The organism is Pseudomonas sp. No.21 (assembly GCF_054558415.1).
The window spans coordinates 286,029-309,014 of the sequence record NZ_BAAJNO010000003.1 but is presented as its reverse complement, the minus strand read 5'-3'; the positions used below and the strand labels follow the sequence as shown (position 1 = coordinate 309,014).

Here is a 22,986-nt window from a genome sequence, read left to right as displayed (position 1 = left end):
TTCGTTGTTGTTGTCAGGGACGATCAGATCTTGCCGCGAATGGCGTCCAGGTACTCCACCACCCTCACCAGCCCCTGCACCTGGCCCATCAGTTCGAGGGGAACGGCGCCCAGGTGGCGGTTCTCGGTGCGCAGGAAGTGGCGCATGTCGTCGAGATTGCCGCCGAACAGGGCGAACAGCGCGCGGTAGGCACGGATCAGCAGCAGCGCGAGCTCGCCGGTCTTGCTCTGCGGACGGATGCCGCCGCTGTCCGCCCAGCGGGTGATGGCGGTACGGTGCACACCGACGATGTCGGCCAGTTGCTGCTGGGTCAGCCCGAGTTGCTCGCGGGTATTGAGCAGGGCCTTGGCCAGTACGGCATCGGGATCGAGAGTGGGACGGCTGAGGGCGCTCATGGATTTCCTCCGTGCGTTTGCATCAATATAAAGCAAATATGATGCAAACACACAAATTACGATCCTCTCCTATTCCGGCGGCCGCGACCGTAGAATGCGGCCTTTGCCACAAGGGTCCTCGCCATGGACAAAGCCCGTATCCAGCATCTGATCATCGCCAAGCTCTCGGACGACCTGGAGCTGCTGCAACGTGCTGCGCAGACGGCCTACGAAGCGGCGACCCATGAAGAGAACGTCGCCGAGAACAAGTACGACACGCTGGGGCTGGAGGCGTCGTACCTCGCGACCGGACAGGCCCGCCGCGCCGCCGAGATCAAGCAGGCGATCAGCCTGTTCCGGGGCCTGGCGCTGCGCGATCACGACCCGGCACAGGGCATCCAGCTCAGCGCTCTGGTGCGGCTGGGCGCGGAAAACGGCGGCGAGCAACTACTCTTTCTCGGCCCGGAAGCCGCCGGCCTGAAGGTTGCGACCGAGGATGGGGACATCACCGTGATCACCCCGCGCTCCCCCCTCGGCCAGGCTCTGCTGGGCAAGGGCGCCGGAGCCGAGATCACCCTGGCGATCGGCGGCGCCGAGCAATGGTACGAGGTGATCGACGCCCACTGAGAGCGAACGCGCCACGTCCTGATCGCTCCATTGCCCCTATGAGGAGGTTCCATGCCCACTCGCAAACGCACGCTTCACATCAGCCTCGACCCGGTGAAACTGGTGCTGTGCATCGCCTTGGGCATCTGGCTCGGCTGCCTCGCCGTCGCCACCACGGCCTGGTTCGGCTATCGGCACCTGGTGAGTGCAGCCTGGGAGCAGATAGGCCAGGGCACCACGGCGCCCCTGGGCTCGCCGACAGGCCCACAGGCTGCTCCCGCCCCTCAGGACAATGCGCAGATGTTCAAGCGCTACCAGCAGAACCAGAGCGCGACCCAACAGCGCGACAATGCCCGTATCGAAGAGGCTGAACGCCTGGCCAGCCCCAAATGCCAGTTCTGGACCGCCCAGCTGCGCAATGCTCCCAACGAGAAGGCGCGGCAGAACGTGGAGCGCTTCTGCAACTGAACCCGCCCTGACCGCACGTCATCCGACCAGCACTTTATGCCGCTCGCGCTGCCGAAGTTTTCAAGCACCCGCGCATCCCGTCCGATGGAGAAGCCGGCCAGCCGACCGAAGGCGGGGCCTGTCAGGGAAGCGTCACGGATGCCGGACTAAACTCCAGTTGTGTGCCCATTTGCGGGCACCGAGGCGGTTAGCGATGAGTCCTGAAGCCTTTATCGTGTTGTTGATCCTGGGTTGGCTGCTGGTAGCCGTTGCGATGCTCTGGGCCATGCTCAGAATCACCCACCACCACCATCACCCCACGACCCGAGCGCCTCGCCAGCCCGTGCAGCGCCCGGTGAGCGAGCACAAGGTCAGGCAGGCGACCGCTCCGCATCACTAAGCCCCTATCTGCTCGCACCCGCGTCATGCCAGGGGTTGCCAGCGCTCCGGACGGCGGAAGCTGTGGGTGACGACACCCCGGATCATCCAGTCCTGCCCGGGCGACAGCCTCAGCGCCGGATAGCGGGCGTTCTCCGCCACGAGCACGCGCCGGCCCTCCTCGTGACGCAGGCGGCGTATGTAGAAATCCCCATCGATCACCGCCACCACCAGGCTGCCATCGGTTGCTACACGTGCGCGATCGGCCAGCAGCAGGTCCCCGGCGGCGAGGCCGATGCCTTCCATGCTGTCGTCTTCCAGACGGACGGTTAAGGTCTGTGGGATATCGATACCCAGCAACTCGTCCAGGCTTGTACAGCCGTCGAGGCGCAGGCGAACCGGGCCTTTGGCATCGTTTTCATCGATGCCGAGGGTATAGAGCGGGAGCTTGCTGAATGACGGCCCCAGACGGCCGATGATGCGGACATTACCCATGGCGGCGCCTCCTGATACTGTTTTTATATACAGTATTTGTGCGCCCGGTTTTCGTCAACGGGGATCTTGCGCCGGCAGGCCGGCGCAAGCTCCGTCAGGCGTTACTTGATGTAGGCATCACCCCAGCGTTCGACGTCGCGCACGCTGGCTTTACGCAGCGCGGTGCCCTGGGCTTTCTTCGCAGCAGCGATCTCGTCATCGATGATCTTGGTCGAGATCGACAGCCAACTGGTGGCGAAGGCCATGGCGTCGCCGTTGATCTCCAGCGCGTCCAGATCGATGTTCGCCGTGTTGTCGCACGCGTTGTGATAGCAGGGATCGAAGGGCTGGCCCGCCGCACCGCCATACTTCTGCGCCTGCTCCTCGGTCTTGATGTCCTCGGCGCCGGTGAACAGGCCACCGAAGGCGATGCCATCCTCGAAGAACTGCGCATAGTCGGAGCGGAAGTCGATCTCGGTCCCCTCGAACTGCGCGCGACGCAGCTTGAAGTAGGCTTCGAACAGGTGCTCGATCGCGGCCGAACCGGGCGGGCCCTGCAGACCGAAGGACGAACCGTCGCCGTCATAGATGAAGTTCGCATAGTTCGGCGAACCGATCATGTCGAAGTTCAGGTAGGCCTTGATCTTCTTCTTCTCCTCAGGCGTGAGGTTGTTGACGTAGTAGGTCGAGCCCACCAGCCCGGACTCCTCGGCGCCCCACCAGGCGAAGCGGATCTTGTTCAACGGATAGGCCTTGCGCAGCAGCACGGCCATCTCCAGCAGCGCGGCACTGCCGGAACCGTTGTCGTTGATGCCGGGGCCCTCGAATACCGAGTCCAGGTGCGCGCCCACCATCACGACGTTCTTCGGATTGCCGTAGCGGGTCTCGGCGACCAGGTTGTAGGTCTGGGTCTTCGAGCGCACCACGTCGACGACCATGCGCAGCTGCAGGCCTGCCGTGCCGGCCCAGGCCGCACCGTTGTCGTAGGTGGCGAAGATGACGGGGATGCCACCTTCGTAGCCATCGCCCAGGGTCACGTTCTCCAGGCCCTTGCGGTCATCCGTGTTGCCCTGGTTGAAGATGATCACCCCCGCTGCACCAGCCGCCGCGGCGTTCTCGGCCTTGATCTCGAAGTTGCAGGTACCGCGCTGGATCAGTGCGATGGAGCCGCTGGGGAAGTTGGCGAAGTCCTCCGCCTCGCACCCGCTGGAGGAGGTGTTGCCCGCCCCCAGCGCCACGTCCACGGGCACCACCGGTGCACTCACATCACCGGCCTCGCTCTGCGAGAGGTAGGTGAAGTCGGTCTCCCAGACATAGCTGCCAGGGGTCGGCGTGATCGCATTCAGGGTGCCCGGCCCTTTGGGGTAGTAGGCGGTGAAGGGGAACGGCTGCACCGTCACCTGGTAGCCGGCCTTCTGCAGGGTCTTCTTCACGTAGTCGATGGACGCCTGGTAGCCCGGCTGACCGGCAGCCCGATTGCCGTCGTTGAGGCTGGCGATGTCCTGCAGCGCCTGGAGCCGAGTGAAGACGTTGCTCGCCTGCAGGCAGCGCGGCAGCCCGAGCGGCGTGCCCACCAGCAGCGGCGAATTGCAGATGGAGGGGTTGGGTTTGCCGGGACTCCAGAATTCCTTGAATTCGGCGTCTGCGGCGGGGCTTGCAAGGGATGCCGTGGAAACGGCGAACGCGAGGGAACCGACAACACGTCTGAAATTATTTTTCATGCTGACTCCAATCCTTTTGAAGTGGTTGTAGGCAGGCCTGAAATGGCATTGCGCCACTGTCCGGTACTTCATCCTGCGGACGGCCTAAAACCTAGACTGGAGGGTGTAGCCGGGGTTCTTCGCGCGTGACGGGAAAAACGTGCACCTTGTCGCTTTTTCGATACAAAAAGGCGCAAGTCGCGACGAACGTGACGGTAAACGAACCCAATTTGATATCAATAAAATAGCTTGTAGCCATCACTTGGGGAGCGGTGCGGGGGTGAGCGACGCGGCAACGGTTTCGTGGGATCACGGAGCACCGAAGAAGGATTCAGGGGCCTCGCTTCACGAAGAACCATTCTGTGGAAATGTTTCACCTACCCACCAGAACCCCCACAGCGACGGAGCCTCTGGTCGAATCCGGCCACATCCCGGTCATCATCCTGAAGAAACGTCGTGAAGACCCACTGCTCGCTGTGGCGATTGCGGGTAAACAGCGGCCAGAGTGGAGCTTTGGTTAACGCCACTCTCCGGGCTGCAGGACTAACGGTGACTTGTCAGCCGCATCCATACAGGCGCGATAAGCAATCGCCTGGGACCGTTCGTCAGGTCTGACTGGAGCTCCAGCTTCCACCCCTTCGTAGGCCCGCTCACCCAAAGCGCAATCGACCCACAGGGATTCGGTTCTACCGCCCCCATCGTCGAGTTTGATCGCCTACTGGAAATCAGCTAACAGCTCGACCGAGACTACTTTCAGAGTGCCGCCGACATCGAGCGCAAATGCAGTCAAAGGCATCAGGACAGCCGGAAAGGAACCCAGGGAAAAAGCACGTATTGTTTACCCTCCATGGTTTGGAGGGACAAATGTAGCAGGGCATTATGGCCGACCTCTTACGGGGCCAGGCAGGGGGCCCAGGAAGCAGACCCTAGCACCGCCAAGATCCGGGTTTATCGAGTAATCATCCCCCTCGGTGAAGCTGGGAAGTTGGCTATGGCCAACAGTGCCAGGGGGCAGATACCACAAGGCCGCTCCTGAGAGCGGCCTTGTGGTGAGATCAGAGCAGCTTACAGTCGCGGGACATGGGCGTCTTGGCCACATCGCCCCGACCAGTGCAGACGAAGGTCACCTTCATGCCTTTGCGCAATTCGGCGAGGTCATCCACCTGGTCCTTGTCGAAAGCGAACTGCGGCTCCATGAACTGGTTCACCCCACCCTTCAGGCTCACGTAGGGCTTGCCGAGGAAGTCGGTGTTGATCGCCACCACGGTGCCCGTCACCTTGAAGCGCTGGCCCTTGAACTCCTGGTCGGCGGCGACGGTATTGTCAGCGTAGGCGCGGGCCAGATCAGAGGCCTTGTACAGTGGCAGTGCCTCAATCTCTCGGGCTTCCTGCTCGGCCTTCAGTTGGGCGCGCTGTTGGGCAGCCGCGACCGGGTCGACGACAGGGGATTTGGTGTGGGGCACCTTGTTGAGTATCAGGCTAAGCAGGCAGACAACCATCCAGGAGAAGCCGACCACGCGGGCGGTGCGAGGGTACCCCTTGCGCAACAGGAACCAGGCGAAGATGTACGGCATGAAGAGCACGCCGATGATCATCCAGAAGCCCATGGTGCGCTGCGGTGCGGCTGCCGACACGGCAGGCGCCTGCTGTTTGACGGGGGCACCGCAGCTGGGGCAGGCGGCGGCGGTGGAGCTGACGGGATTGTTACATTCGAAGCACTGGAGCAGAGCCATGGAAGTGGTCCTTCACAGATGATTGCAAGTAGCCATTATCGGACCACGCAGGATATAGACGTGCGTCCCAATTTCCAACCCTCCTCACTGTGAGCAACCACCGAAACAGTCGCTCTAGAGCGCTGCACGGTGCATGGCCCTTTCCCCAGCAGCCCATCGAATGACGGGCTACCATCCCGGCCCCACACCCTGGATCAAATGCAGGAAGCCCATGAGCAGCACCCCGGACATCACCCTTCACACCGCACCGGTAGATTCGGACCTCGACTTCGTTTTCACCTTCGAGCGGCGGCAGGAGGTGGAGCGGGTCATTCGCATGCAGGCGGGCCACGCGGTGGAGAGCGCCGATCCCTTCATCGACGACTGGTCCCCGGCCGAACGCCAGGAGGTGAAGGACACGCTGCGGGTCGCACTGGCCAACGGCGGCCTGGTCTGCCTGGCGACCCGCATGGGGCGGGTCGTCGGCTTCGCCTGCGTGGACGGCGCGCCTGTAGAACCCACCGGGCGCTACCGGCCACTGAAGGAACTCCATGTCGAGGCCAGCGTGCGTGGCCGGGGCATCGGGCGCCTGCTATTTGCCTGCTGCCTTGAAGAGGCCCGCCGCAAGGGCTTCCAGCGCCTGTACGTCTCCTCCCATTCGGCACGGGAGACGGTGCTGTTCTACCGCCGTCAGGGTTGTGTGGATGCGCAGTGGTTGTGGCCGGAGCAGGCGGAGCGGGAGCCGTTCGACTATCCGATGGAGTGCGAGGTGGGGCGATGAGCAGCGCAGGGGTGGACAGGGCCTGCCCTGTGGTCCTGCGCGAGAGCGGAGGGCTGGAGGTTCTCGCCTTTGAGCATCCACTGGCTGGCTTGCAACTGGTCAAAGGCCGCCTGGAGCCAGGGGAGTCCACCCAGGCGGCAGCCATCCGGGAACTGTTTGAAGAGGCTGGGATTCGAGCCGAGGCTGTTCGAGACCTTGGGCTCTGCTTCAACCCTTCTGCGCAGCAGGTCTGGGCGTTTCACCAATGCGAACCCTGCTCGGCGCTGCCCGATGCATGGACACACCGCACGGAGGACGACGGCGGCCATGTGTTCCGGTTCTTCTGGCATCCCCTTGCCCATGAACCTGGCGAGGCATGGCATCCGCCATTCCGAGATGCACTGGCGTTCGTCCGGTCCCAACTGCTGGGGAGCACGACAGGGGAAGCCAGGCGCTGAGGAAGAAGCGATGCAGCGCTGGGTGCGGGACACGGTCCGTGGTCACTCAGCGCTGGAGGGCGATAAATCTGGATGGGTGTCGTCATAGGCCGGGCTTGTCTGCCCGATCTCGGGTGCAATCTGGCCGCAAGCCAGCCAGAACGCGTACTGGGGATAGGCCTTCACAAGCACGTCGATCTCTTCCGTGCTGACTCTTACCGCGCCTTTGCTGACGCTTCGCCAACGGTCGTGGTTGCCTCCACCCAGAAGGACGCGCTGGAGCCGGGCCCGTTCCCGGATGAGCTGTTCTGTTCAGACATCCGCCGGATGAAGGTGCTGGTGCAGCGCACCCTGCTAGCGCAAGGCGCGCACGGGCATGCCTGAAAGCACAAAGCCCCTGGCTCTCGCGAACCAGGGGCTTTGTTGTATATGGCGGGAAGATAGGGATTTGAACCCTAGGTGCCATTGCTGACACAACGGATTTCGAATCCGTCCCGTTCGGCCACTCCGGCATCTTCCCGAACGGCGCGCATGATACCAGCTGAAAGGCGTTTGGCGAAGCCCGCCGAGGCAATTTTTTCGCGTGCATTCAGATGCTTGCGTATTGCCCCGGCCGGAAGCCCCGCCGCCGGAGTCAGGCGGTCAGCTTGGTCAGGGCCTCGCGGTACTTGTCGGCGGTCTTCTGTGCGACGTCCGCGGGTACGGCGGGGGCTGGCGGCTCCTTGTTCCAGCCGGTGGACTCGAGCCAGTCGCGGACGAACTGCTTGTCGAAGCTGGGCGGGTTGGTGCCTTCGACATAGCTTTCCACCGGCCAGAAGCGGCTGGAGTCAGGGGTCAGCACTTCGTCCATCAGGGTCAGGGTGCCGTCTTCGTCGATGCCGAATTCGAATTTGGTGTCGGCAATGATGATGCCGCGAGTGGCGGCATACTCGACAGCGGTGCTGTAGAGGGCGATGGCGGTATCGCGGACCTTGGCGGCCAGTTCCTTGCCGATGATGGCCTCGCACTGCTCGAAGGAGATGTTCTCGTCGTGGTCGCCGACAGCGGCCTTGGTCGAGGGGGTGAAGATCGGCTGGGGCAGCTTGGAGGCTTCCTTGAGGCCGGCGGGCAGCTGGATGCCGCAGACGGTGCCGGTCTTCTGGTATTCCTTCCAGCCCGAACCGACGATGTAGCCGCGCACGATGGCTTCGACGGCCACCGGCTTGAGGCGCTTGGCGACCACGGCGCGGCCTTCCACGAGCGGCAGCTCGGCAGCGGGCACCACGTCCTCGACCTTGTCGCCGGTGAAGTGATTGGGCACCACGTCGGCCAGCTTGTCGAACCAGAAGTTGGAGATGGCGGTGAGGATCTTGCCCTTGTCCGGAATCGGCTGTTCGAGGATGACGTCGAAGGCCGAGAGCCTGTCGGTGGCGACCATGAGCATGCGCTTGGCATCGATCTCATAGAGGTCGCGGACTTTGCCGGAGTAGATCTTCTTCAGGCTCAGGGTGCTGGGAGTGGTCATGTCGATTTTCCGCCTCTGTTAAACGAAACAGGCGAAACCTGCGGGGTTTCGCCTATTGTCTTGCCGCCGCGCCCTGCGGCGCGTCGGCTGGAGCCGGGTGGAGGTCAACCGCCACCCGGTCGGTCCGGCCTCAGCCGAGGTTTTCCTGGATCAGGCCCAGCACGCGGCGCGCCACATCGGCGGGTGCCACGGTGTTGATGTCCTTCTCAACGGTCACCTGGACGCTGTCACCGACGCGGGTCAGGCGAACCTGGTAGCGCTCGGCACGGGCCTCGATCTCTTCCTTGCTCGGTGCGCTGCCCCACAGGCGGCTGAAGAAGCCAGGCTCCTGGTCCTTCTCCGCGCCCTCGGCGAGGTTGATGTAGTACACGCCCAGGCTGCGGTTGATGTCGTCGACACGAACGTCCGCCACTTCCAGGGCACGACCGACGCTGGACCAGGAACGGTCGAAGTCGGCACCCAGGTTGAGGATCGGGTTGCCGCTGCCATCTTCGGACAGGGTCACGCGGCTCGGCGCATCGAAGTCGCGAGCAGCCAGCAGGGAAACGGAACCACCCTGCTCGGCGCTGCGCGCCATGCTGGCGAGCATTTCGTCCATCAGCGCAGCCTCGAGGCTGGGGCTGTCGGAGCGGCTCGGCCAGCCGGTATCGGCGCTGCTGCCTGCCGGGCGGGTGGTGGTGAGGACGAAGATCTCGCTGGTGTTGCGCTGCACTCCCGGCTCGATACGCACACGGGCACGCACTTCGCTGTCGGGCTCGACACCGCTCACACGGCTGCCGAGACGGCGCGCGAGGGGCGCGGAAAGCTGGTCGAGACGTTGCCAGGCGGTGCTGAACTCGCCGGTCTGCGGACGCTCGTCGACAACCTTGAAGCCGCCGTCCTCGAAGAACTGGCGAGCCACCGGCCAGACCTCGGCGGGGATGCGCTGGGCAACCACCCAGCGCGAGTCGCCGCTCTTCTGCAGGCTGTAGTCGCTGACTTCACCCTTGACCTGCAGGGGCTGTGGGCGCGGAATTTCGTAGTCGGCGTCGCTGCGGCTGTCGGCGACGTTCATAGGCACCGGCAGCAAGGGGTCAAGGCGTTTGGATTGGGCATCCGGGGGCAACTGCATGGGCGCGGTCTGGCGCGCTTCCAGGTAGTCGTTGCCGCGGTCGCGGAAGTAGCCATTTTCGCCCCAGAGCCAGCCGCAGCCGCTGGTGCTGGAGATCATCAGGGCGAGAGCGGAGAGTCCGGCCAGTCGCTTCATGCGTAGTAATTCCTCGGATTAAGCCAATACACCGGACTGGCGGAGCGCCTGACGCAGCGGTTCGTGGCAACGCGGGCTGAGCCAGGTCAGCGGCAGGCGGATGCCGTCGGGCATCAGGCCCATCTCGTGCAGGGCCCACTTCACCGGGATCGGGTTCGATTCGATGAACAGCGCCTTGTGCAGCGGCATCAGCTTGTCGTTGATCGCGCGAGCGGTCTCGGCATCGCCACGCATGGCGGCGGCGCAGAGGTCGGCCATCTCGCGGGGCGCGACGTTGGCGGTCACGGATATGTTGCCCTTGCCGCCCATGAGCATCAGTTCGACGGCGGTGGCATCGTCACCGGAGTAGACGAGGAAGTCCTTGCTCACGCGATCCAGGACCTCCTGGCCGCGCTTGAGGTCGCCGGTGGCTTCCTTGATACCGATGATGTTGGAGATCTTCGCCAGGCGCTCGACGGTCTCGGGCAGCATGTCGCAGACGGTGCGGCCAGGGACGTTGTAGAGGATCTGCGGAATCGCGACGGATTCGGCGATGTGGCGGAAATGCTGGTACAGGCCTTCCTGGGTCGGCTTGTTGTAGTACGGGGTCACCAGCAGGCAGGCATCGGCGCCCACGTTCTTGGCGGCGGCGGTGAGGTCGACGGACTCGCGGGTGGAGTTTCCACCGGTGCCGGCGATGACCGGGATGCGGCCATTGACCTGATCCACCACGCGGCGGATGACTTCGATGTGTTCGTTCACATCCAGCGTCGCGGATTCACCCGTGGTGCCGACTGCGACTATGGCGTTGGTGCCTTCCTGCAGGTGGAAATCCACCAGCTTGGTCAGACTCGCCCAGTCCAGTTGACCTTGTGCATCCATGGGCGTGACCAGTGCCACCATACTGCCCGCAATCATGCAACCGCTCCTGCCGGAAAAAGAGAGCCGTAATGGTACTGGTGCCCATTGCCCAGCACAAGCTGACGAGGGCGCCTCAAGCATTCCCCTCGGCAGCGCTTTTCGCTAACCTCTCCGCTTTGATCGACGCGGCTTTGGCCGCCCTCCCCTCGCTTTAGGAATGCTGCATGTCCACCACCCCGCCCCGCGAACAATTCCTTGTGATCAGCGCCCTCGGCGTGAACCCCATGGAGCTGACCAACGTGCTGTGCCGAGCCAGCCAGGAAAACCGCTGCGCCGTGGTCAGCAGCCGCCTGACTCGCCACGGCGAGTACAGCGCTCTGGTGCTGCAGGTATCCGGTAGCTGGGATGCGCTGGCCCGCCTGGAAGCTGGCCTGCCGGCCCTGGCCAAGCGCCACGAATTCACCACCCAGGTAACCCGCAGCGGCGCTCTGGAGCCCCGCCCGCAATCCCTGCCCTACGTGGCCTACGTCAGCGCGGCCTACCGCCCGGACATCCTCAATGAGCTGTGCCAATTCTTCATCGATCACCGCGTCGAGCTGGAGAACCTCACCTGCGACACCTACCAGGCGCCGCAGACCATGAGCACCATGCTCAACGCCACCATCACCGTGACGCTGCCGGCGGGCACCCAGATCAGCTGGCTGCGCGACCAGTTCCTCGACTTCGCCGATGCGCTGAACCTCGACGCCCTGATCGAGCCCTGGCGCCCGCAACACCCGTAAGGAGCAAGACATGGCCGTAGCAATCGACCAACCGGTAGCCGACTTCACCGCCCCCGCCACCAGCGGCCAGCAGGTGACGCTCTCCGCCCTGAAAGGCAAGCAGGTCGTCCTGTATTTCTACCCCAAGGACAGCACCCCCGGCTGCACCACCGAAGGCCAGGGTTTCCGCGACCAGCACGGAGCCTTCGCCGCCGCCAACACCGTGATCTTCGGCATCTCCCGCGACGGCCTGAAGTCCCACGAGAACTTCAAGTGCAAGCAGGAGTTCCCCTTCGAGCTGATCTCCGACAAGGATGAAGCGCTCTGCCAGCTGTTCGACGTGATCAAGCTGAAGAAGCTCTATGGCAAGGAATACATGGGCGTCGACCGCAGCACCTTCCTGATCGACAAGAACGGTGTGCTGCGCCAGGAGTGGCGTGGCGTGAAGGTTCCGGGCCACGTGGATGCCGTGCTCGCGGCCGCCCAGGCGCTGAACAAGGGCTGACCCGCCCCGCCGCCATGAACGAAGGCCGCGAAAGCGGCCTTTTTCATGCCCGTCACATCAAGGGTGACGGCCCTTCCCTCAGTGGTCCGCTGCGCGGCCAGGCATCGAGCACGGCCTTGAACAGCGTCGCCAGGGGAATCGCGAAGAAGATGCCCCAGAATCCCCAGAGACCTCCGAACAGCAGCACGGCACAGATGATGGCCACCGGGTGCAGGTTGACCGCCTCGGAAAACAGCAGCGGCACCAGGATGTTGCCATCCAGCGCCTGGATCACCCCGTAGACCACCATCAGGTAGATGAACTGGTCGCCCCAGCCCCACTGGAACAACGCGATCAGCGCCACCGGGACGGTCACCACCACCGCGCCGATGTAGGGCACCACTACCGACAAGCCGACCAGCAATGCCAGCAACGCCGCATAGTTGAGCCCGAGGGATACGAAGGCGACGTAGGTGACACCGCCACAGATGACGATCTCGATCACCTTGCCGCGGATGTAGTTGGCGATCTGCTGGTTCATCTCCTGCCACACCTGGGTCATGAGCGCTCGCTCGCGTGGCAGGTAGCCGCTCAGCCAGCGCAGGATCAGCTCGCGATCCTTGAGGAAGAAGAACACCAGGATCGGCACCAGTACCAGGTAGATCATCAGGTTGACCACCAGCGGCAGGCTGGAGAGGGAGAAGGTCAGCGCCCATTGGCCGAACTTGCCGACCTCGCTGCGAGTCACCTCGATGGCGTTGAGCACCTGCTCGTCGGTCAACAGGTGCGGGTAGCGCTCGGGCAGCAACAGAAGCAGCGACTGCCACTCGCCGAGCATGCGCGGCAGCTCCTTGAACAGGGTGCTGAGCTGCTGCCACAACAGCGGCATCAGCACCACCAGGAACAGCGCCAGGGCCCCGATGAACAGCGCGAAGACCAGCCACACGGCCAGCGTTTGCGGCATGCGCAGGCGTTCGAGGAAGTTCACCACCCCCTGCATCAGGAAGGCCAGCACCAACCCTGCCAGGACTGGCGCCAGCATATTGCCGAGGGTGAGGACCAGGGTAAAACCCAGGACCAGGAAGACCGCCAGCACCACCGCTTCTTCATCGGAGAAGTAGCGCTGCACCCAGTCGCGAAGCACCTTGAACATCGGAGTTCCTTGGTAAGCGTAAGCAGGGAGATTCAGGCCTTGCGCAGCCAGTAGCGATAGGTGCCGCCCTGCTCTTCCTCGTGCAGCAGCAGGTGGCCGGCGAGGCGGGCGAAGGCACGGAAATCGCGTTGCGAACCGGCATCGGTAGCAGTGACCTTGAGTACCGCGCCGCTGGGCAGGCGGTTGAGTTCCAGCTTGGCCTTGAGCAGCGGCAACGGGCAATTCAGCCCGCTGGCGTCCAGCTCGGCGTCGAAGGTATCGGGACGGCCGGCGGCGTCAGTCATGAGTGTTCTCCAGGAGGGCGCCTAGGATACAGAAGGCCGCACAACCCTGGCCAGCCGACCGGGCAGGAGGCTACAGTTAGCGCTTTGCCGACAAGAGCCCTGTGCATGAATCCGCTGCGCCCCACTCTGCTGACGCTTGCCTGCCTCCTCTCATCGCCCGTGATGGCCGATGACCTGCCGTCCCTCGGCGACTCCAGTTCGGCCATCGTCTCTCCGGAGCAGGAACATCAGTTGGGCCGCGCCTGGCTCAGCCTGTTGCGCGGCCAGGTTGAACAACTCTCGGACCCGCAGCTCAAGGACTACGTCGAAACCAGCGTCTACCGCCTGGCCGAGACCAGCCAGCTGCAGGACCGCCGCCTGGAATTCGTGCTCCTCAAGAGCCCGCAGCTCAACGCCTTCGCCGCCCCGGGCGGCATCGTCGGGGTCAACGGCGGCCTGTTCCTCTATGCCCCCAACGAAGCCGAATACGCCTCGGTGCTGGCCCACGAACTGGCGCACCTTTCGCAGCGCCACTTCGCGCGCGGTATCGAAGCCCAGCAACGCATGCAGATCCCGGTGATGGCGGCGATGCTTGCCGGCATCGTCGCGGCGGCGGCCGGCGCCGGGGACGCGGGTATGGCGGCGATCATGTCGACCCAGGCCGCGGCGATCCAGGAGCAACGTCGCTTCTCCCGGCAGAACGAGCAGGAAGCAGACCGCATCGGCCTGCTCAACCTGGAGAAGGCCGGCTACGACCCCCGGGCCATGCCGAACATGTTCGAGCGCTTGATGCGCCAGTACCGCTACGACTCCAAGCCGCCGGAATTCCTCCTCACCCACCCGGTGACCGAATCGCGTATCGCCGACACCCGCAACCGCGCAGAACAGCTGCCGCCGGGCGGCGTCGAGAACAGCCTGCGCTACCAGTTGATGCGCGCCCGTGTGCAACTGATGTTCGAGGAGACCCCGGGGATCTCGGCCAAGCGCTTCCGCGCCCAGCTCGATGCCGATCCCAAGCTGGATGCCGCGCGCTACGGCCTGGCCATCGCGCAGATCAAGAACGGACAGCTCAACGAAGCACGTGAAGCCCTTGCGCAGCTGCTGGCCAAGGCACCCAACGAGATCGTCTACAACCTGGCCCAGGTCGACCTGGACATCACCGCCAACCGCCTGCAGGACGCCCAGCAGCGCGTCGACCGGCTGCTCGGCCTGTACCCCAACAACTACCCGCTCAAGCAGGCGCGCAGCGACCTGATGCTCAAGCTGAACAAGCCCCAGGAAGCGGAGAAGATCCTCGACGGCCTGATCAAGAGTCGCCCGAACGATCCGGACGTCTGGTACCAGGTGGCCGAGGTGCGCGGCCTCGCCGGCAACACCATCGGCCTGCACCAGGCGCGCGCGGAGTTCTTCGCCCTGGTCGGCGACTACGACCAGGCCATCGAGCAGCTGGATTTCGCCAAGCGCCGCGCGACCAACAACTTCCCGCTCGCCTCGCGCATCGATGCACGCCAGCAGGAAATGATCGAGCAGCAGAAGACCATCAAGAAGATGATGCGCTGACGAACGCCGCCCATGAAAAAGCCCGGACATGTCCGGGCTTTTTTGTGCGTGCCGATCAGGCGTTGCCGGCGAGCTTCAAGCGCGCGGCCTGGGTGAAGTCGAGCATGCGCTTGAGCGGCTTGACGGCACGCGGCACCAGCGCGGCATCGACGAATATCTCGTTGCTGCCCTCGCGCAGGCACTGCAGGGTGCGTTCCAGGGTGTTCATGGCCATCCAGGGGCAGTGCGCGCAGCTGCGGCACGCCGCCCCATTGCCGGCTGTGGGGGCCTCGATGAACTGCTTGTCCGGACACAGCTGCTGCATCTTGTAGAAGATGCCGCGATCGGTGGCGACGATGAACATCTTGTTCGGCAGCGTCTGCGCAGCCTTGATCAGCTGGCTGGTGGAGCCCACCGCATCGGCGAGTTCGATAACCGCCTCAGGCGATTCCGGATGCACCAGGATGGCTGCCTCCGGATAGAGCGCCTTCATGTCTTCGAGCTGCTTGGCCTTGAACTCCTCGTGAACGATGCAGGCACCGTCCCAGAGCAGCATGTCGGCACCGGTCTCGCGCTGGATGTAGCGCCCCAGGTGCTGGTCCGGCGCCCAGATGATCTTCTCGCCGTTGTCCATCAGGCTCTCGACGATCTCCAATGCGCAGCTGGAGGTCACCACCCAATCGGCCCTCGCCTTCACCGCCGCGGAGGTATTGGCATAGACGACGACGGTACGCTCCGGGTGCTGGTCGCAGAATGCCGAGAACTCATCCACCGGGCAGCCGAGATCCAGGGAGCAGGTCGCTTCCAGGGTCGGCATCAGCACCCGCTTCTCGGGGTTGAGGATCTTCGCGGTCTCGCCCATGAAGCGTACGCCGGCCACCAGGACCGTCTGCGCCTCATGCTGGTTGCCGAAGCGGGCCATCTCCAGGGAATCGGACACGCAACCGCCGGTTTCCTCGGCCAGGGCCTGGATCACCGGATCGCAATAGTAGTGGGCCACCAGAACGGCGTTCTGCGCCTTCAGTTCGGCTGCGATCTGCGCCCGGAGCTGTGCCTCTTCATCGGCAGTCAGTTGCCGGGGCTGCTTCGCGGCGAGATGGGCCTGGACGAGAAAACGTTCGGAGAGATGGGACATGTCTGCTGGACCTGCGGGCGCGTTGCGCGAAAGCCTGTTGGGTCACCGCCCGACGGGCCAGGGGCCTCGCGGATCGGGGCGCGGATGATAGCGCAGATTAACGCCATTGGGCATGGCAGCGGGAGGGGCTGCGCCCTCCGGTCACCGGGCTCGACTTTCCTGCAGGCAAACGAAAAGCGGGAATACCTTTCGATCTTCCCGCTTCCGTTGCTCCTTGCGGAGCCTTGTATGGTGGGTCGTGTAGGATTCGAACCTACGACCAATTGGTTAAAAGCCAACTGCTCTACCGACTGAGCTAACGACCCGACGCGGAGCGCATAATACTGATTTTATTCAGGAATTCAACACCCCACCGTAAAAAAATCAGAAATATCTCGTAGGATCTTGCACGCCAGCGGCCGCGAAGCCATCCGCACGCAGCCGGCAGCTGTCGCATTTGCGGCAGGCGCGGCCCTCGTCATCGGCTTGGTAGCAGGACACCGTCAAAGCGTAGTCCACGCCGAGCCTCACGCCCGCCTGGACGATCTGCGCCTTGCTGAGGTTCTGCAACGGCGCCTGGATGCGGAAGCCATCACCCTCCACGCCGGCCTTGGTCGCCAGGTTGGCCATGCGCTCGAAGGCCTCGACGAACTCGGGGCGGCAGTCCGGGTAGCCGGAGTAGTCCACCGCGTTGACGCCGATGAAGATATCCCGCGCACCGAGCACTTCCGCCCAGCCCAGGGCGAGAGACAGGAATACGGTGTTGCGCGCCGGCACGTAGGTGACCGGGATGCCTTCGGTAGGTGCTTCCGGTACGGCGATGCTGCTGTCGGTCAGGGCCGAGCCGCCGATGCCATTCAGATCAAGGCCGATGACCTTGTGCTCCACCACGCCCAGTTGCCTGGCTACGCGCTCGGCCGCCTGCAGCTCGGCACGATGACGCTGGCCGTAGTCGAAGCTCATGGTGTAGCAGGCATAGCCTTCGGCACGGGCCATGGCTACCACCGTGGCGGAGTCCAGGCCGCCGGAGAGGAGGATTACCGCTTTCTTGTCGCTCATATCAGTGTCCCGGCTCGTCGTTCCAGAGAATCTTGTGCAATTGCAGCTGCAGGCGTACCGGCAGGTTGTCAGCCACTATCCAGTCCGCGAGGCTCCGCGCGCTCACCTGCTGGTGACTGGGCGAGAACAGCACCTCACCCGCGCGCTGCTCCAGCCGGTACTCGATCAGCTTGGAGACGGCCCAGTCGTAGTCCTCGCGGGAGCAGATGACGAACTTCACCTGGTCGTTGCGAGTCAGTTGGGCGATGTTCTCGTAGCGATTGCGGGCGAGCTCGGCAGAGCCGGGCGTCTTCAGGTCGACAACACGGCTGACGCGCGTATCCACGGCCGAGATGTCCAGGGCACCGCTGGTTTCCAGCGACACCTCGTAGCCGGCGTCGCAGAGCCGTTGCAGAAGCGGGATGCAATTGGGTTGCGCCAGCGGCTCGCCGCCCGTCACACAGACGTAGCGGGGCCTGTAGGCAGCCACCTGGGCGAGGATGCCGTCCAGGGTGTGGAGCTGGCCGCCATTGAAGGCATAGGCGGTGTCGCAATACTGGCAGCGCAGGGGACAGCCGGTCAGGCGTACGAATACCGTCGGCAAGCCGGCGGTACGCGTTTCCCCCTGCAGCGAGTAGAAGATCTCGGTCAGTCGCAGGGTCTGTTGCATAGGGGCCACGGGCGTAACGGCTAAACAGGCCATCCGCCTCCGTTGCTGGAAGAAGAGTCAGAGGGCGGCGATTCTAACGAAAAAACCCGCGTCAGGCGCGGGTTTCTCGATGCTCGGGGCGTGGATCAGGGCAGGCGCTGGAGATCCCGCTGCGCCAGCTGGGCGGCGGAGCTGCCGGGGTACTGCGCGACGACCTGCTTGAGGATGCCCTTGGCCTTGTCGGTATTGCCCAGGCGCTGCTCGACGTCGGCGAGCTTGTAGAGGGAGTCCGGTACCTTGGCGTGCTGCGGATAGACCTGGCTGACCCTGGCGAAGGCCTGGCCGGCGCCCTGCAGGTCGCCCTTGGCAAGATTGACTTCGCCCAGCCAGTACTGCGCGTTGCCGGCGTATTGGCTGCTGGGGTACTTGCGCAGGAAGGCGCCGAAGGCCTGGCTGGCCTTGTCGAAGTCCTTGGCCTTGATCAGGTCGAAGGCGGCGTCGTAGTAGAGCTTTTCCTTCGCCGGATCGCCCGGTTCGGCGCTGGCGGCCGGCTGCTGGGCCGGTGCCGAGGGAGTGCCGGCGGCGTTGATCGCGCCATCGGCAGGGGAATTCTGTTGTGCGGCTGGTGCGCCCGCTGCGCCCGCACTCAAGCGGCTGTCCAGATCCTGATAGCGCTCCAGCGACTCGCGCTTGAGCTGCTCGATCTGGTTCTGCTGTTCTTCGACCATCCCACGCAGGCGGGCGGTCTCCTCCTGCATCTGCTGCAGTTGCATGAACAGCTCGCCTTGCGCGGACACCGGGGCCGAAGCCCCGGATCCGGCATAGGCGCCAGTCGTGCCATAACCAGCGGGCGGGTAACTGTTGCCGTAACCGGCATCGTTTCCGTCCACCACGGGAACCTCAGCAAAGGCAGCCAGGGGCAGGCTGCTGAGGGCCAATACAGTCAAAGCACGACGGCACTTACGCATATCGAATTACTTACGCAGTTCGACGCGACGGTTCTGAGCCCAGGACTGCTCGTCGTTGCCAGTGGCAACCGGACGCTCTTCGCCGTAGGAAACCAGTTCCAGCTGAGCCGGGGAAACGCCCTGCAGAACCAGGTAGCGCTGAACGGCCTTGGCACGACGCTCGCCCAGAGCCATGTTGTATTCGCGGGTGCCGCGCTCGTCGGTGTGGCCTTCCAGAACGACGCGAGCGCCGTTGCCTTTCAGGTCCTTGGCGTGTACGTCCAGAGCGCGCATGGCTTCCGGCTTCAGGTCGGAGCTGTCGTACTCGAAGTAGAAGGTGGTGATGGCGCGCAGAGCGGCTTCTTCGCTCAGGCTGCCGTCAACACCGCTGTTGCCGCTGTTGTAGCCAGCGTTCGGGTCTACAGCGCCCTGACCGGAATCGTCGCCGCCCTTGGAGGAGCAACCAACTGCAACAGCCATGGCCAGAGCCAGAGCAGCGAACTTACCGAATTTGATCATTTCCATCATGTAACTCCTAATGAGCCCCAGTGTGTTTAGCAAAACAAAAGTGGATACCGCGTCAGTTCAGGTACGGCGACCAGGACGGTTCGCGGATATCGCCTTGAACGGTTGGAATCGGGAGTCGCACGCGCCCGTTTGTGGACACGAGCATCAGCACTCCCCGGCCCTGCTGGCGGGTGGCGTAGATTAGCATGGTGCCGTTTGGCGCAACAGTGGGCGAGTCGTCCAGAGTGGTGCCGGAGAGGATACGCGGGGCACCGCCACGGACCAGGTCCAGGGCCGCCACCTTGAAGTTGGTGAAGCCATCCTGGCGGTGGATCATCACCAGGGTCTTCTCGTCAGCCGAGAGCTTCGGGTTGGCGTTGTAGTTGCCGACGAAGGTCACGCGCTGCGGCTCGCCACCATTGATGTTGGTCTTGTAGATCTGCGGCTTGCCGGCACGATCCGAGGTGAAATAGATGGTCTGGCCATCGGCGCCCCAGAAGGGTTCGGTGTCGATCGCCATGTGGTTGGTGACACGACGCAGCTGGCGGCTGCCCAGGTCCATCACGTAGATCTCCGGGTTGCCATCCTTGGACAGCACGAACGCCAGGCGATTGCCTTCAGGCGACCAGGCCGGCGCGCCGTTCAGGCCCTCGAAGTTGGTGATCTGCTCGCGGCGACCGGTGTCGATGTGCTGGATGAAGATGCGCGGGCGCTTCTGCTCGAAGGAGACATAGGCGATGCGGCGGCCATCCGGTGCGTAGCGCGGCGAGAGGATCGGTTCACGGGACTGCAGCAGGGTCACGGCGCGCTGGCCGTCATAGTCGGAGCGCTGCAGGGTATAGCGCGTGTTGTTCACCGAGAAACGCTCGGCGGTCACGTAGAGCATGCGGGTGGAGAACGCACCCTTCACGCCGGTGAGCTTCTCGAACGACTGGTCGGCCACGTAGTGCGCCATGTCGCGCAGCTGGTCGGTGGAGCCGCTGACGCTACCGGCGAACACCTGCTGCTCGGTGGCGACGTTGAACAGGGCGAACTGCACCTGCAGGCGGCCACCGGCCGGGGCGATGCTGCCCACCAGCACGTACTGGGCGCCCAGTGCCTTCCAGTCGCGGTAGATCACTTCGCTGGCCTGGGTCGGCAGGCTGATCATGTTCTGTCGCGGGATGGGCTCGAAGAAGCCGGAGTTGCGCAGGTCATTGCCGATGATCTCGGACATGTCCTCGGGCAGGACGTTGCCGCCCTGCCAGCCGAAGGGCACGACGGCGATGGGTGTTGCGCTGTCCCGGCCGCCAGTAATCACGAGCGGATCAGCGGCCTGCACGGTACCGACCAGCATGGTCAGGCCGAGCAGGACGATACGTATCAGAGTGTTCACAGACCTAAATCCTCCGGTTTGAAGACGACGCGACGCTGCCTGTACATCCTGTCAAAGGTAGCGCGATCCAATTGTTGCATTTCAGGGATGCGCCCGACGCTGCGTACCGCGGCCACCGCGGAGCTGTCGAAGGGCCCATCACCACTTGAACGGGTGACGCTGGCGTTGGTGACGGTGCCATCCGGCAGCATCTGAATCAGCAGTTCGACACTCATGCCCGGACGGGTCGACAGCGGCTTCTGCCAATTCTCGCTGATCAGTTTGATGATCAGGTCATCAAGGCTGCCGGCAACCTGGTCGCCCACTTCATCGGCCAGGGTATGCTCACGCTCCACGGTGTCGGACAGCAGGTCGGCGAGTGCCGCGGCCTTCTTGTCCTCGGTCGACTTGCGCTTGGCCTCCTCCGCTGCCTTTTTCTTCGCGGCCTCGGCGGCGGCCTTCTTCTTCGCATCCTCGGCAGCCTTCTTCTTCGCGGCCTCGGCTGCAGCTTTCTTCTTCGCCTCTTCAGCGGCTTTCTTCTTGGCCTCGTCGGCAGCCTTTTTCTTGGCTTCCTCTTCTGCCTTCTTCTTGGCGATATCGGCCTGCTGCTTCTTGGCTTCCTCGGCCTTCTTGGCGTCATCCGCCTTCTTCGCTGCGGCTGCCTCTTCCGCTTTTCGAGCTTCCTCGGCTTTCTTTTGTTCCGCCGCCTTGGCCGCAGCGACCTTCTGCTGCTCCAGCTTCTGCTGCTCGGCCTTCTTCTGCTCCATCTGTTCGGTTTCGTACTGCGGAGCTGCGGCCTTCTTGGCTTCGCCGGCGATCTTCTGGTTGGTCTGGGTGGTCGCCTGGCTCTGCGACTTCAGCTGATAGAGCGTAGCCTGCACGATCGGGCGCGCTGGCGGCAGTTCAGGGGTGAAGGCGAAGCTGACGAACAGCGTGCCGAAGATCAGCACGTGCAGGCCTATGGCCCAGACCGCAGGCCAGAAATAGCTTTCCGATGGGGAGCGTTCGCTCTGCTGCTGCATCAGGGCGCCTCGGTGATCAGCCCGACATTACCCACGCCGGCCTGCTGCAGGCCGCCCATGACGGCCATCACGGAGCCGTAGTCGACGGCCTTGTCACCCCGGACGAAGACCTGGACCTTCTTACCCTGGCTGGTGTTCTGGCTCATGATCGCGGTGACCGCCTGCACCAGCTGCGGCAGCGTGCTGGACGTCTCGCTGGCCTTGCCCTGGTCCGGGTCCACTTCCTCGCCCATGTTCCAGTAGTAGCTCTTGTCGGCCTTGATCGAGATGGTCAGGACGCGGGAGTCGTTGTCCTGGGGCAGCGCCTCGCTGGACACCTTCGGCAGGTCGACCTTGACGCCCTGGTTGAGCATGGGCGCGGTCACCATGAAGATGACCAGCAGCACCAGCATCACGTCGATGTAGGGCACCACGTTCATCTCGGCGACCGGTTTGCGTTTTTGGCGAATTCTGGCCATGGCGTGAAACCTGTCCTCTATTGAACCTGCGTCTTATTCGTCGCTGGTGTGCACTTTGCGGTGCAGGATGGCCTGGAACTCGTCGGCGAAGGTGTAGTAGCGACTGATCAGGGTCTCACCACGCGCGGCGAAGCGGTTGTACGCGATGACCGCCGGGATCGCCGCGAACAGGCCGATGGCGGTAGCGATCAGCGCCTCGGCAATGCCGGGGGCCACGGTGGCCAGGGTCGCCTGCTGCACCTGGGCGAGGCCACGGAAGGAGTTCATGATCCCCCAGACGGTGCCGAACAGGCCGATGTAGGGGCTGGTGGAGCCGACGGTGGCGAGGAACGGCAGGCTCTGCTCGAGCTTCTCCTCCTCACGGGAGATGGCAACGCGCATGGCACGGGCAACGCCTTCCATCACCGCATCCGGATCGACGCCGGGCTGCTGGCGCAGCCGGGAGAACTCCTTGAAGCCGGCGCGGAAGATCTGCTCGACGCCGGAATCCGGGTCGGGGTTGCTGCCGGCCTGGCGATACAGCTTGGACAGGTCGATGCCCGACCAGAAACGCTCCTCGAATGTCTCGAGGGACTTCTTCGCCGCGCGCAGCAGGTTGCTGCGCTGGAAAATCATGATCCACGAGGTGACCGAAGCGGCCACCAGAGTGAGCATGACCAGTTGCACCACGATGCTGGCGTTGCTGATCAGGCTCCACATGGAGGTATGGTCGACGACGTTGGCTTCCACGCTTAGTCTCCTGCAGGGGGTTGGCCCGGTACGGCGGCGAAGGCTGAACGCAGCGCTTCGGGGATCGCCCGGGGTTTCAAACTGTCGGCGCGCACACAGGCCACCAGGAACTGCCCTTCACAGAGCAGCGCATCATCCGTAGCCCGCCTCACCTGTTGACGAAAGCGCAGGCTGGCACGGTTCAATTCGATCACTTCGGCACTGATGGTCAGCTCGTCGTCGAGCCGGGCGGGAGCGTGGTAACGCGCCTCGGCCGAATGCACGACGAAGAGCAGGTTCTCCCCTACCAGCTCGGACTGGGCAAAACCCAGGCTTCGCAGGCACTCGGTGCGAGCCCGCTCCATGAACTTGAGGTAGTTGACGTAATAGACGATGCCACCGGCATCGGTGTCTTCGTAATAGACGCGGCTCCGATGCACGAAAGGCTGGGCCCCATTTTGCGCGCGCATACTCTAGTGCTTACTCCAAAGGTTGCCAATCAGGCCGTGCA

General features: G+C 63.8%; 27 protein-coding genes and 2 tRNA genes. 8 read left to right on the top strand and 21 right to left on the bottom strand.

What is annotated here, in order from left to right; translation table 11 throughout:
• Nucleotides 1–23: 23 nt before the first annotated feature.
• Nucleotides 24–395, bottom strand: coding sequence for an antitoxin Xre/MbcA/ParS toxin-binding domain-containing protein (locus ACYJSS_RS07270; protein WP_111264584.1), 372 nt, complete (start codon nucleotides 393–395; stop codon nucleotides 24–26).
• A 123-nt stretch (nucleotides 396–518) separates the two neighbouring features.
• On the opposite strand from ACYJSS_RS07270, the gene ACYJSS_RS07265 reads away from it, so the two are divergent.
• Together ACYJSS_RS07265 and ACYJSS_RS07260 are read left to right on the top strand one after the other, a co-directional pair.
• Nucleotides 519–1,001 carry a GreA/GreB family elongation factor gene (locus ACYJSS_RS07265; RefSeq protein ID WP_111264585.1) on the top strand — a complete coding sequence of 161 codons (483 nt, stop codon included), beginning with the start codon at nucleotides 519–521 and terminating at the stop codon, nucleotides 999–1,001.
• A gap of 51 nt (nucleotides 1,002–1,052) precedes the next feature.
• Nucleotides 1,053–1,448 carry a hypothetical protein gene (locus tag ACYJSS_RS07260; protein ID WP_236204503.1) on the top strand — a complete coding sequence of 132 codons (396 nt, stop codon included), beginning with the start codon at nucleotides 1,053–1,055 and terminating at the stop codon, nucleotides 1,446–1,448.
• A gap of 402 nt (nucleotides 1,449–1,850) precedes the next feature.
• Here ACYJSS_RS07260 and ACYJSS_RS07255 read toward each other — a convergent pair whose 3' ends face one another.
• From ACYJSS_RS07255 to ACYJSS_RS07245, 3 genes are all read right to left on the bottom strand, one after another.
• Nucleotides 1,851–2,300, bottom strand: coding sequence for a LexA family protein (locus ACYJSS_RS07255; protein WP_111264588.1), 450 nt, complete (start codon nucleotides 2,298–2,300; stop codon nucleotides 1,851–1,853).
• A 101-nt stretch (nucleotides 2,301–2,401) separates the two neighbouring features.
• Nucleotides 2,402–4,000: a M28 family metallopeptidase gene (locus ACYJSS_RS07250; protein WP_236204505.1), complete on the bottom strand. Its 1,599-nt coding sequence runs from the start codon at nucleotides 3,998–4,000 to the stop codon at nucleotides 2,402–2,404.
• Between the two features lie 1,034 nt (nucleotides 4,001–5,034).
• A complete protein-coding gene (locus ACYJSS_RS07245; RefSeq protein ID WP_236204506.1) occupies nucleotides 5,035–5,712 on the bottom strand; it encodes an OB-fold putative lipoprotein in 678 nt (225 codons plus the stop codon).
• A gap of 211 nt (nucleotides 5,713–5,923) precedes the next feature.
• Here ACYJSS_RS07245 and ACYJSS_RS07240 point away from each other — a divergent pair, with 211 nt between their 5' ends.
• The 3 genes from ACYJSS_RS07240 to ACYJSS_RS07230 all read left to right on the top strand — a co-directional run bounded on the left by ACYJSS_RS07240 (nucleotide 5,924) and on the right by ACYJSS_RS07230 (nucleotide 7,272).
• Nucleotides 5,924–6,472, top strand: a complete 549-nt coding sequence (locus ACYJSS_RS07240; RefSeq protein WP_236204507.1) for a GNAT family N-acetyltransferase — start codon at nucleotides 5,924–5,926, stop codon at nucleotides 6,470–6,472.
• A complete protein-coding gene (locus ACYJSS_RS07235; RefSeq protein ID WP_111264591.1) occupies nucleotides 6,469–6,909 on the top strand; it encodes an NUDIX hydrolase in 441 nt (146 codons plus the stop codon). Before ACYJSS_RS07240 ends, ACYJSS_RS07235 begins: the two co-directional genes overlap by 4 nt.
• Nucleotides 6,910–6,981: 72 nt before the next feature.
• The gene (locus ACYJSS_RS07230) at nucleotides 6,982–7,272 is read left to right on the top strand and encodes an alpha/beta hydrolase family protein (protein WP_158545630.1); all 291 of its coding nucleotides are present in this window, start codon (nucleotides 6,982–6,984) and stop codon (nucleotides 7,270–7,272) included.
• Between the two features lie 46 nt (nucleotides 7,273–7,318).
• On the opposite strand, the gene ACYJSS_RS07225 is transcribed toward ACYJSS_RS07230, so the two are convergent.
• The 4 genes from ACYJSS_RS07225 to dapA all read right to left on the bottom strand — a co-directional run bounded on the left by ACYJSS_RS07225 (nucleotide 7,319) and on the right by dapA (nucleotide 10,535).
• Nucleotides 7,319–7,408, bottom strand: a tRNA-Ser gene (locus tag ACYJSS_RS07225).
• A 114-nt stretch (nucleotides 7,409–7,522) separates the two neighbouring features.
• Complete coding sequence (locus ACYJSS_RS07220) at nucleotides 7,523–8,392, bottom strand: phosphoribosylaminoimidazolesuccinocarboxamide synthase (protein ID WP_111263824.1); 870 nt, start codon at nucleotides 8,390–8,392, stop codon at nucleotides 7,523–7,525.
• Between the two features lie 130 nt (nucleotides 8,393–8,522).
• On the bottom strand, nucleotides 8,523–9,638 hold the full coding sequence (gene bamC / locus ACYJSS_RS07215) for an outer membrane protein assembly factor BamC (protein WP_111263825.1): 1,116 nt from the start codon (nucleotides 9,636–9,638) through the stop codon (nucleotides 8,523–8,525).
• An 18-nt stretch (nucleotides 9,639–9,656) separates the two neighbouring features.
• Complete coding sequence (gene dapA, locus ACYJSS_RS07210; protein WP_111263826.1) at nucleotides 9,657–10,535, bottom strand: 4-hydroxy-tetrahydrodipicolinate synthase; 879 nt, start codon at nucleotides 10,533–10,535, stop codon at nucleotides 9,657–9,659.
• A 167-nt stretch (nucleotides 10,536–10,702) separates the two neighbouring features.
• On the opposite strand from dapA, the gene ACYJSS_RS07205 reads away from it, so the two are divergent.
• Complete coding sequence (locus ACYJSS_RS07205; RefSeq protein ID WP_111263827.1) at nucleotides 10,703–11,260, top strand: glycine cleavage system transcriptional repressor; 558 nt, start codon at nucleotides 10,703–10,705, stop codon at nucleotides 11,258–11,260.
• Nucleotides 11,261–11,270: 10 nt separating this feature from the next.
• A complete protein-coding gene (locus ACYJSS_RS07200; RefSeq protein ID WP_111263828.1) occupies nucleotides 11,271–11,744 on the top strand; it encodes a peroxiredoxin in 474 nt (157 codons plus the stop codon).
• 52 nt (nucleotides 11,745–11,796) lie between these two features.
• On the opposite strand, the gene ACYJSS_RS07195 is transcribed toward ACYJSS_RS07200, so the two are convergent.
• Together ACYJSS_RS07195 and ACYJSS_RS07190 are read right to left on the bottom strand one after the other, a co-directional pair.
• On the bottom strand, nucleotides 11,797–12,876 hold the full coding sequence (locus tag ACYJSS_RS07195) for an AI-2E family transporter (protein WP_111263829.1): 1,080 nt from the start codon (nucleotides 12,874–12,876) through the stop codon (nucleotides 11,797–11,799).
• A gap of 32 nt (nucleotides 12,877–12,908) precedes the next feature.
• Complete coding sequence (locus ACYJSS_RS07190) at nucleotides 12,909–13,160, bottom strand: sulfurtransferase TusA family protein (protein ID WP_111263830.1); 252 nt, start codon at nucleotides 13,158–13,160, stop codon at nucleotides 12,909–12,911.
• Between the two features lie 105 nt (nucleotides 13,161–13,265).
• Here ACYJSS_RS07190 and ACYJSS_RS07185 point away from each other — a divergent pair, with 105 nt between their 5' ends.
• Nucleotides 13,266–14,699: a M48 family metalloprotease gene (locus ACYJSS_RS07185; RefSeq protein ID WP_111263831.1), complete on the top strand. Its 1,434-nt coding sequence runs from the start codon at nucleotides 13,266–13,268 to the stop codon at nucleotides 14,697–14,699.
• A gap of 55 nt (nucleotides 14,700–14,754) precedes the next feature.
• On the opposite strand, the gene nadA is transcribed toward ACYJSS_RS07185, so the two are convergent.
• The 11 genes from nadA to ybgC form a co-directional block, all read right to left on the bottom strand.
• Nucleotides 14,755–15,813, bottom strand: coding sequence for a quinolinate synthase NadA (gene nadA, locus ACYJSS_RS07180; RefSeq protein ID WP_111263832.1), 1,059 nt, complete (start codon nucleotides 15,811–15,813; stop codon nucleotides 14,755–14,757).
• A gap of 229 nt (nucleotides 15,814–16,042) precedes the next feature.
• Nucleotides 16,043–16,118 (bottom strand) — tRNA-Lys (locus tag ACYJSS_RS07175).
• Between the two features lie 58 nt (nucleotides 16,119–16,176).
• Nucleotides 16,177–16,851 (bottom strand): 7-cyano-7-deazaguanine synthase QueC, encoded by a 675-nt coding sequence (gene queC / locus ACYJSS_RS07170; protein WP_111263833.1) that lies wholly within the window; start codon nucleotides 16,849–16,851, stop codon nucleotides 16,177–16,179.
• Between the two features lies 1 nt (nucleotide 16,852).
• On the bottom strand, nucleotides 16,853–17,500 hold the full coding sequence (gene queE / locus ACYJSS_RS07165) for a 7-carboxy-7-deazaguanine synthase QueE (RefSeq protein WP_111263834.1): 648 nt from the start codon (nucleotides 17,498–17,500) through the stop codon (nucleotides 16,853–16,855).
• Between the two features lie 125 nt (nucleotides 17,501–17,625).
• Entirely contained in the window at nucleotides 17,626–18,447 is an 822-nt protein-coding gene (gene ybgF, locus ACYJSS_RS07160; protein ID WP_111263835.1) for a tol-pal system protein YbgF, read from the bottom strand.
• Between the two features lie 6 nt (nucleotides 18,448–18,453).
• The gene (gene pal, locus ACYJSS_RS07155) at nucleotides 18,454–18,951 is read right to left on the bottom strand and encodes a peptidoglycan-associated lipoprotein Pal (RefSeq protein ID WP_111263836.1); all 498 of its coding nucleotides are present in this window, start codon (nucleotides 18,949–18,951) and stop codon (nucleotides 18,454–18,456) included.
• Between the two features lie 55 nt (nucleotides 18,952–19,006).
• Nucleotides 19,007–20,308 (bottom strand): Tol-Pal system beta propeller repeat protein TolB, encoded by a 1,302-nt coding sequence (gene tolB / locus ACYJSS_RS07150; protein WP_111263837.1) that lies wholly within the window; start codon nucleotides 20,306–20,308, stop codon nucleotides 19,007–19,009.
• A complete protein-coding gene (gene tolA, locus ACYJSS_RS07145) occupies nucleotides 20,305–21,309 on the bottom strand; it encodes a cell envelope integrity protein TolA (protein WP_111263838.1) in 1,005 nt (334 codons plus the stop codon). The genes tolB and tolA overlap by 4 nt, the downstream gene beginning before the upstream one ends.
• Nucleotides 21,309–21,767, bottom strand: coding sequence for a protein TolR (gene tolR / locus ACYJSS_RS07140; RefSeq protein ID WP_111263839.1), 459 nt, complete (start codon nucleotides 21,765–21,767; stop codon nucleotides 21,309–21,311). The genes tolA and tolR overlap by 1 nt, the downstream gene beginning before the upstream one ends.
• Before the next feature lie 33 nt (nucleotides 21,768–21,800).
• Nucleotides 21,801–22,496 (bottom strand): protein TolQ, encoded by a 696-nt coding sequence (tolQ, locus tag ACYJSS_RS07135; protein WP_111263840.1) that lies wholly within the window; start codon nucleotides 22,494–22,496, stop codon nucleotides 21,801–21,803.
• A 2-nt stretch (nucleotides 22,497–22,498) separates the two neighbouring features.
• On the bottom strand, nucleotides 22,499–22,945 hold the full coding sequence (gene ybgC / locus ACYJSS_RS07130) for a tol-pal system-associated acyl-CoA thioesterase (RefSeq protein WP_111263841.1): 447 nt from the start codon (nucleotides 22,943–22,945) through the stop codon (nucleotides 22,499–22,501).
• Nucleotides 22,946–22,986: the final 41 nt, after the last annotated feature.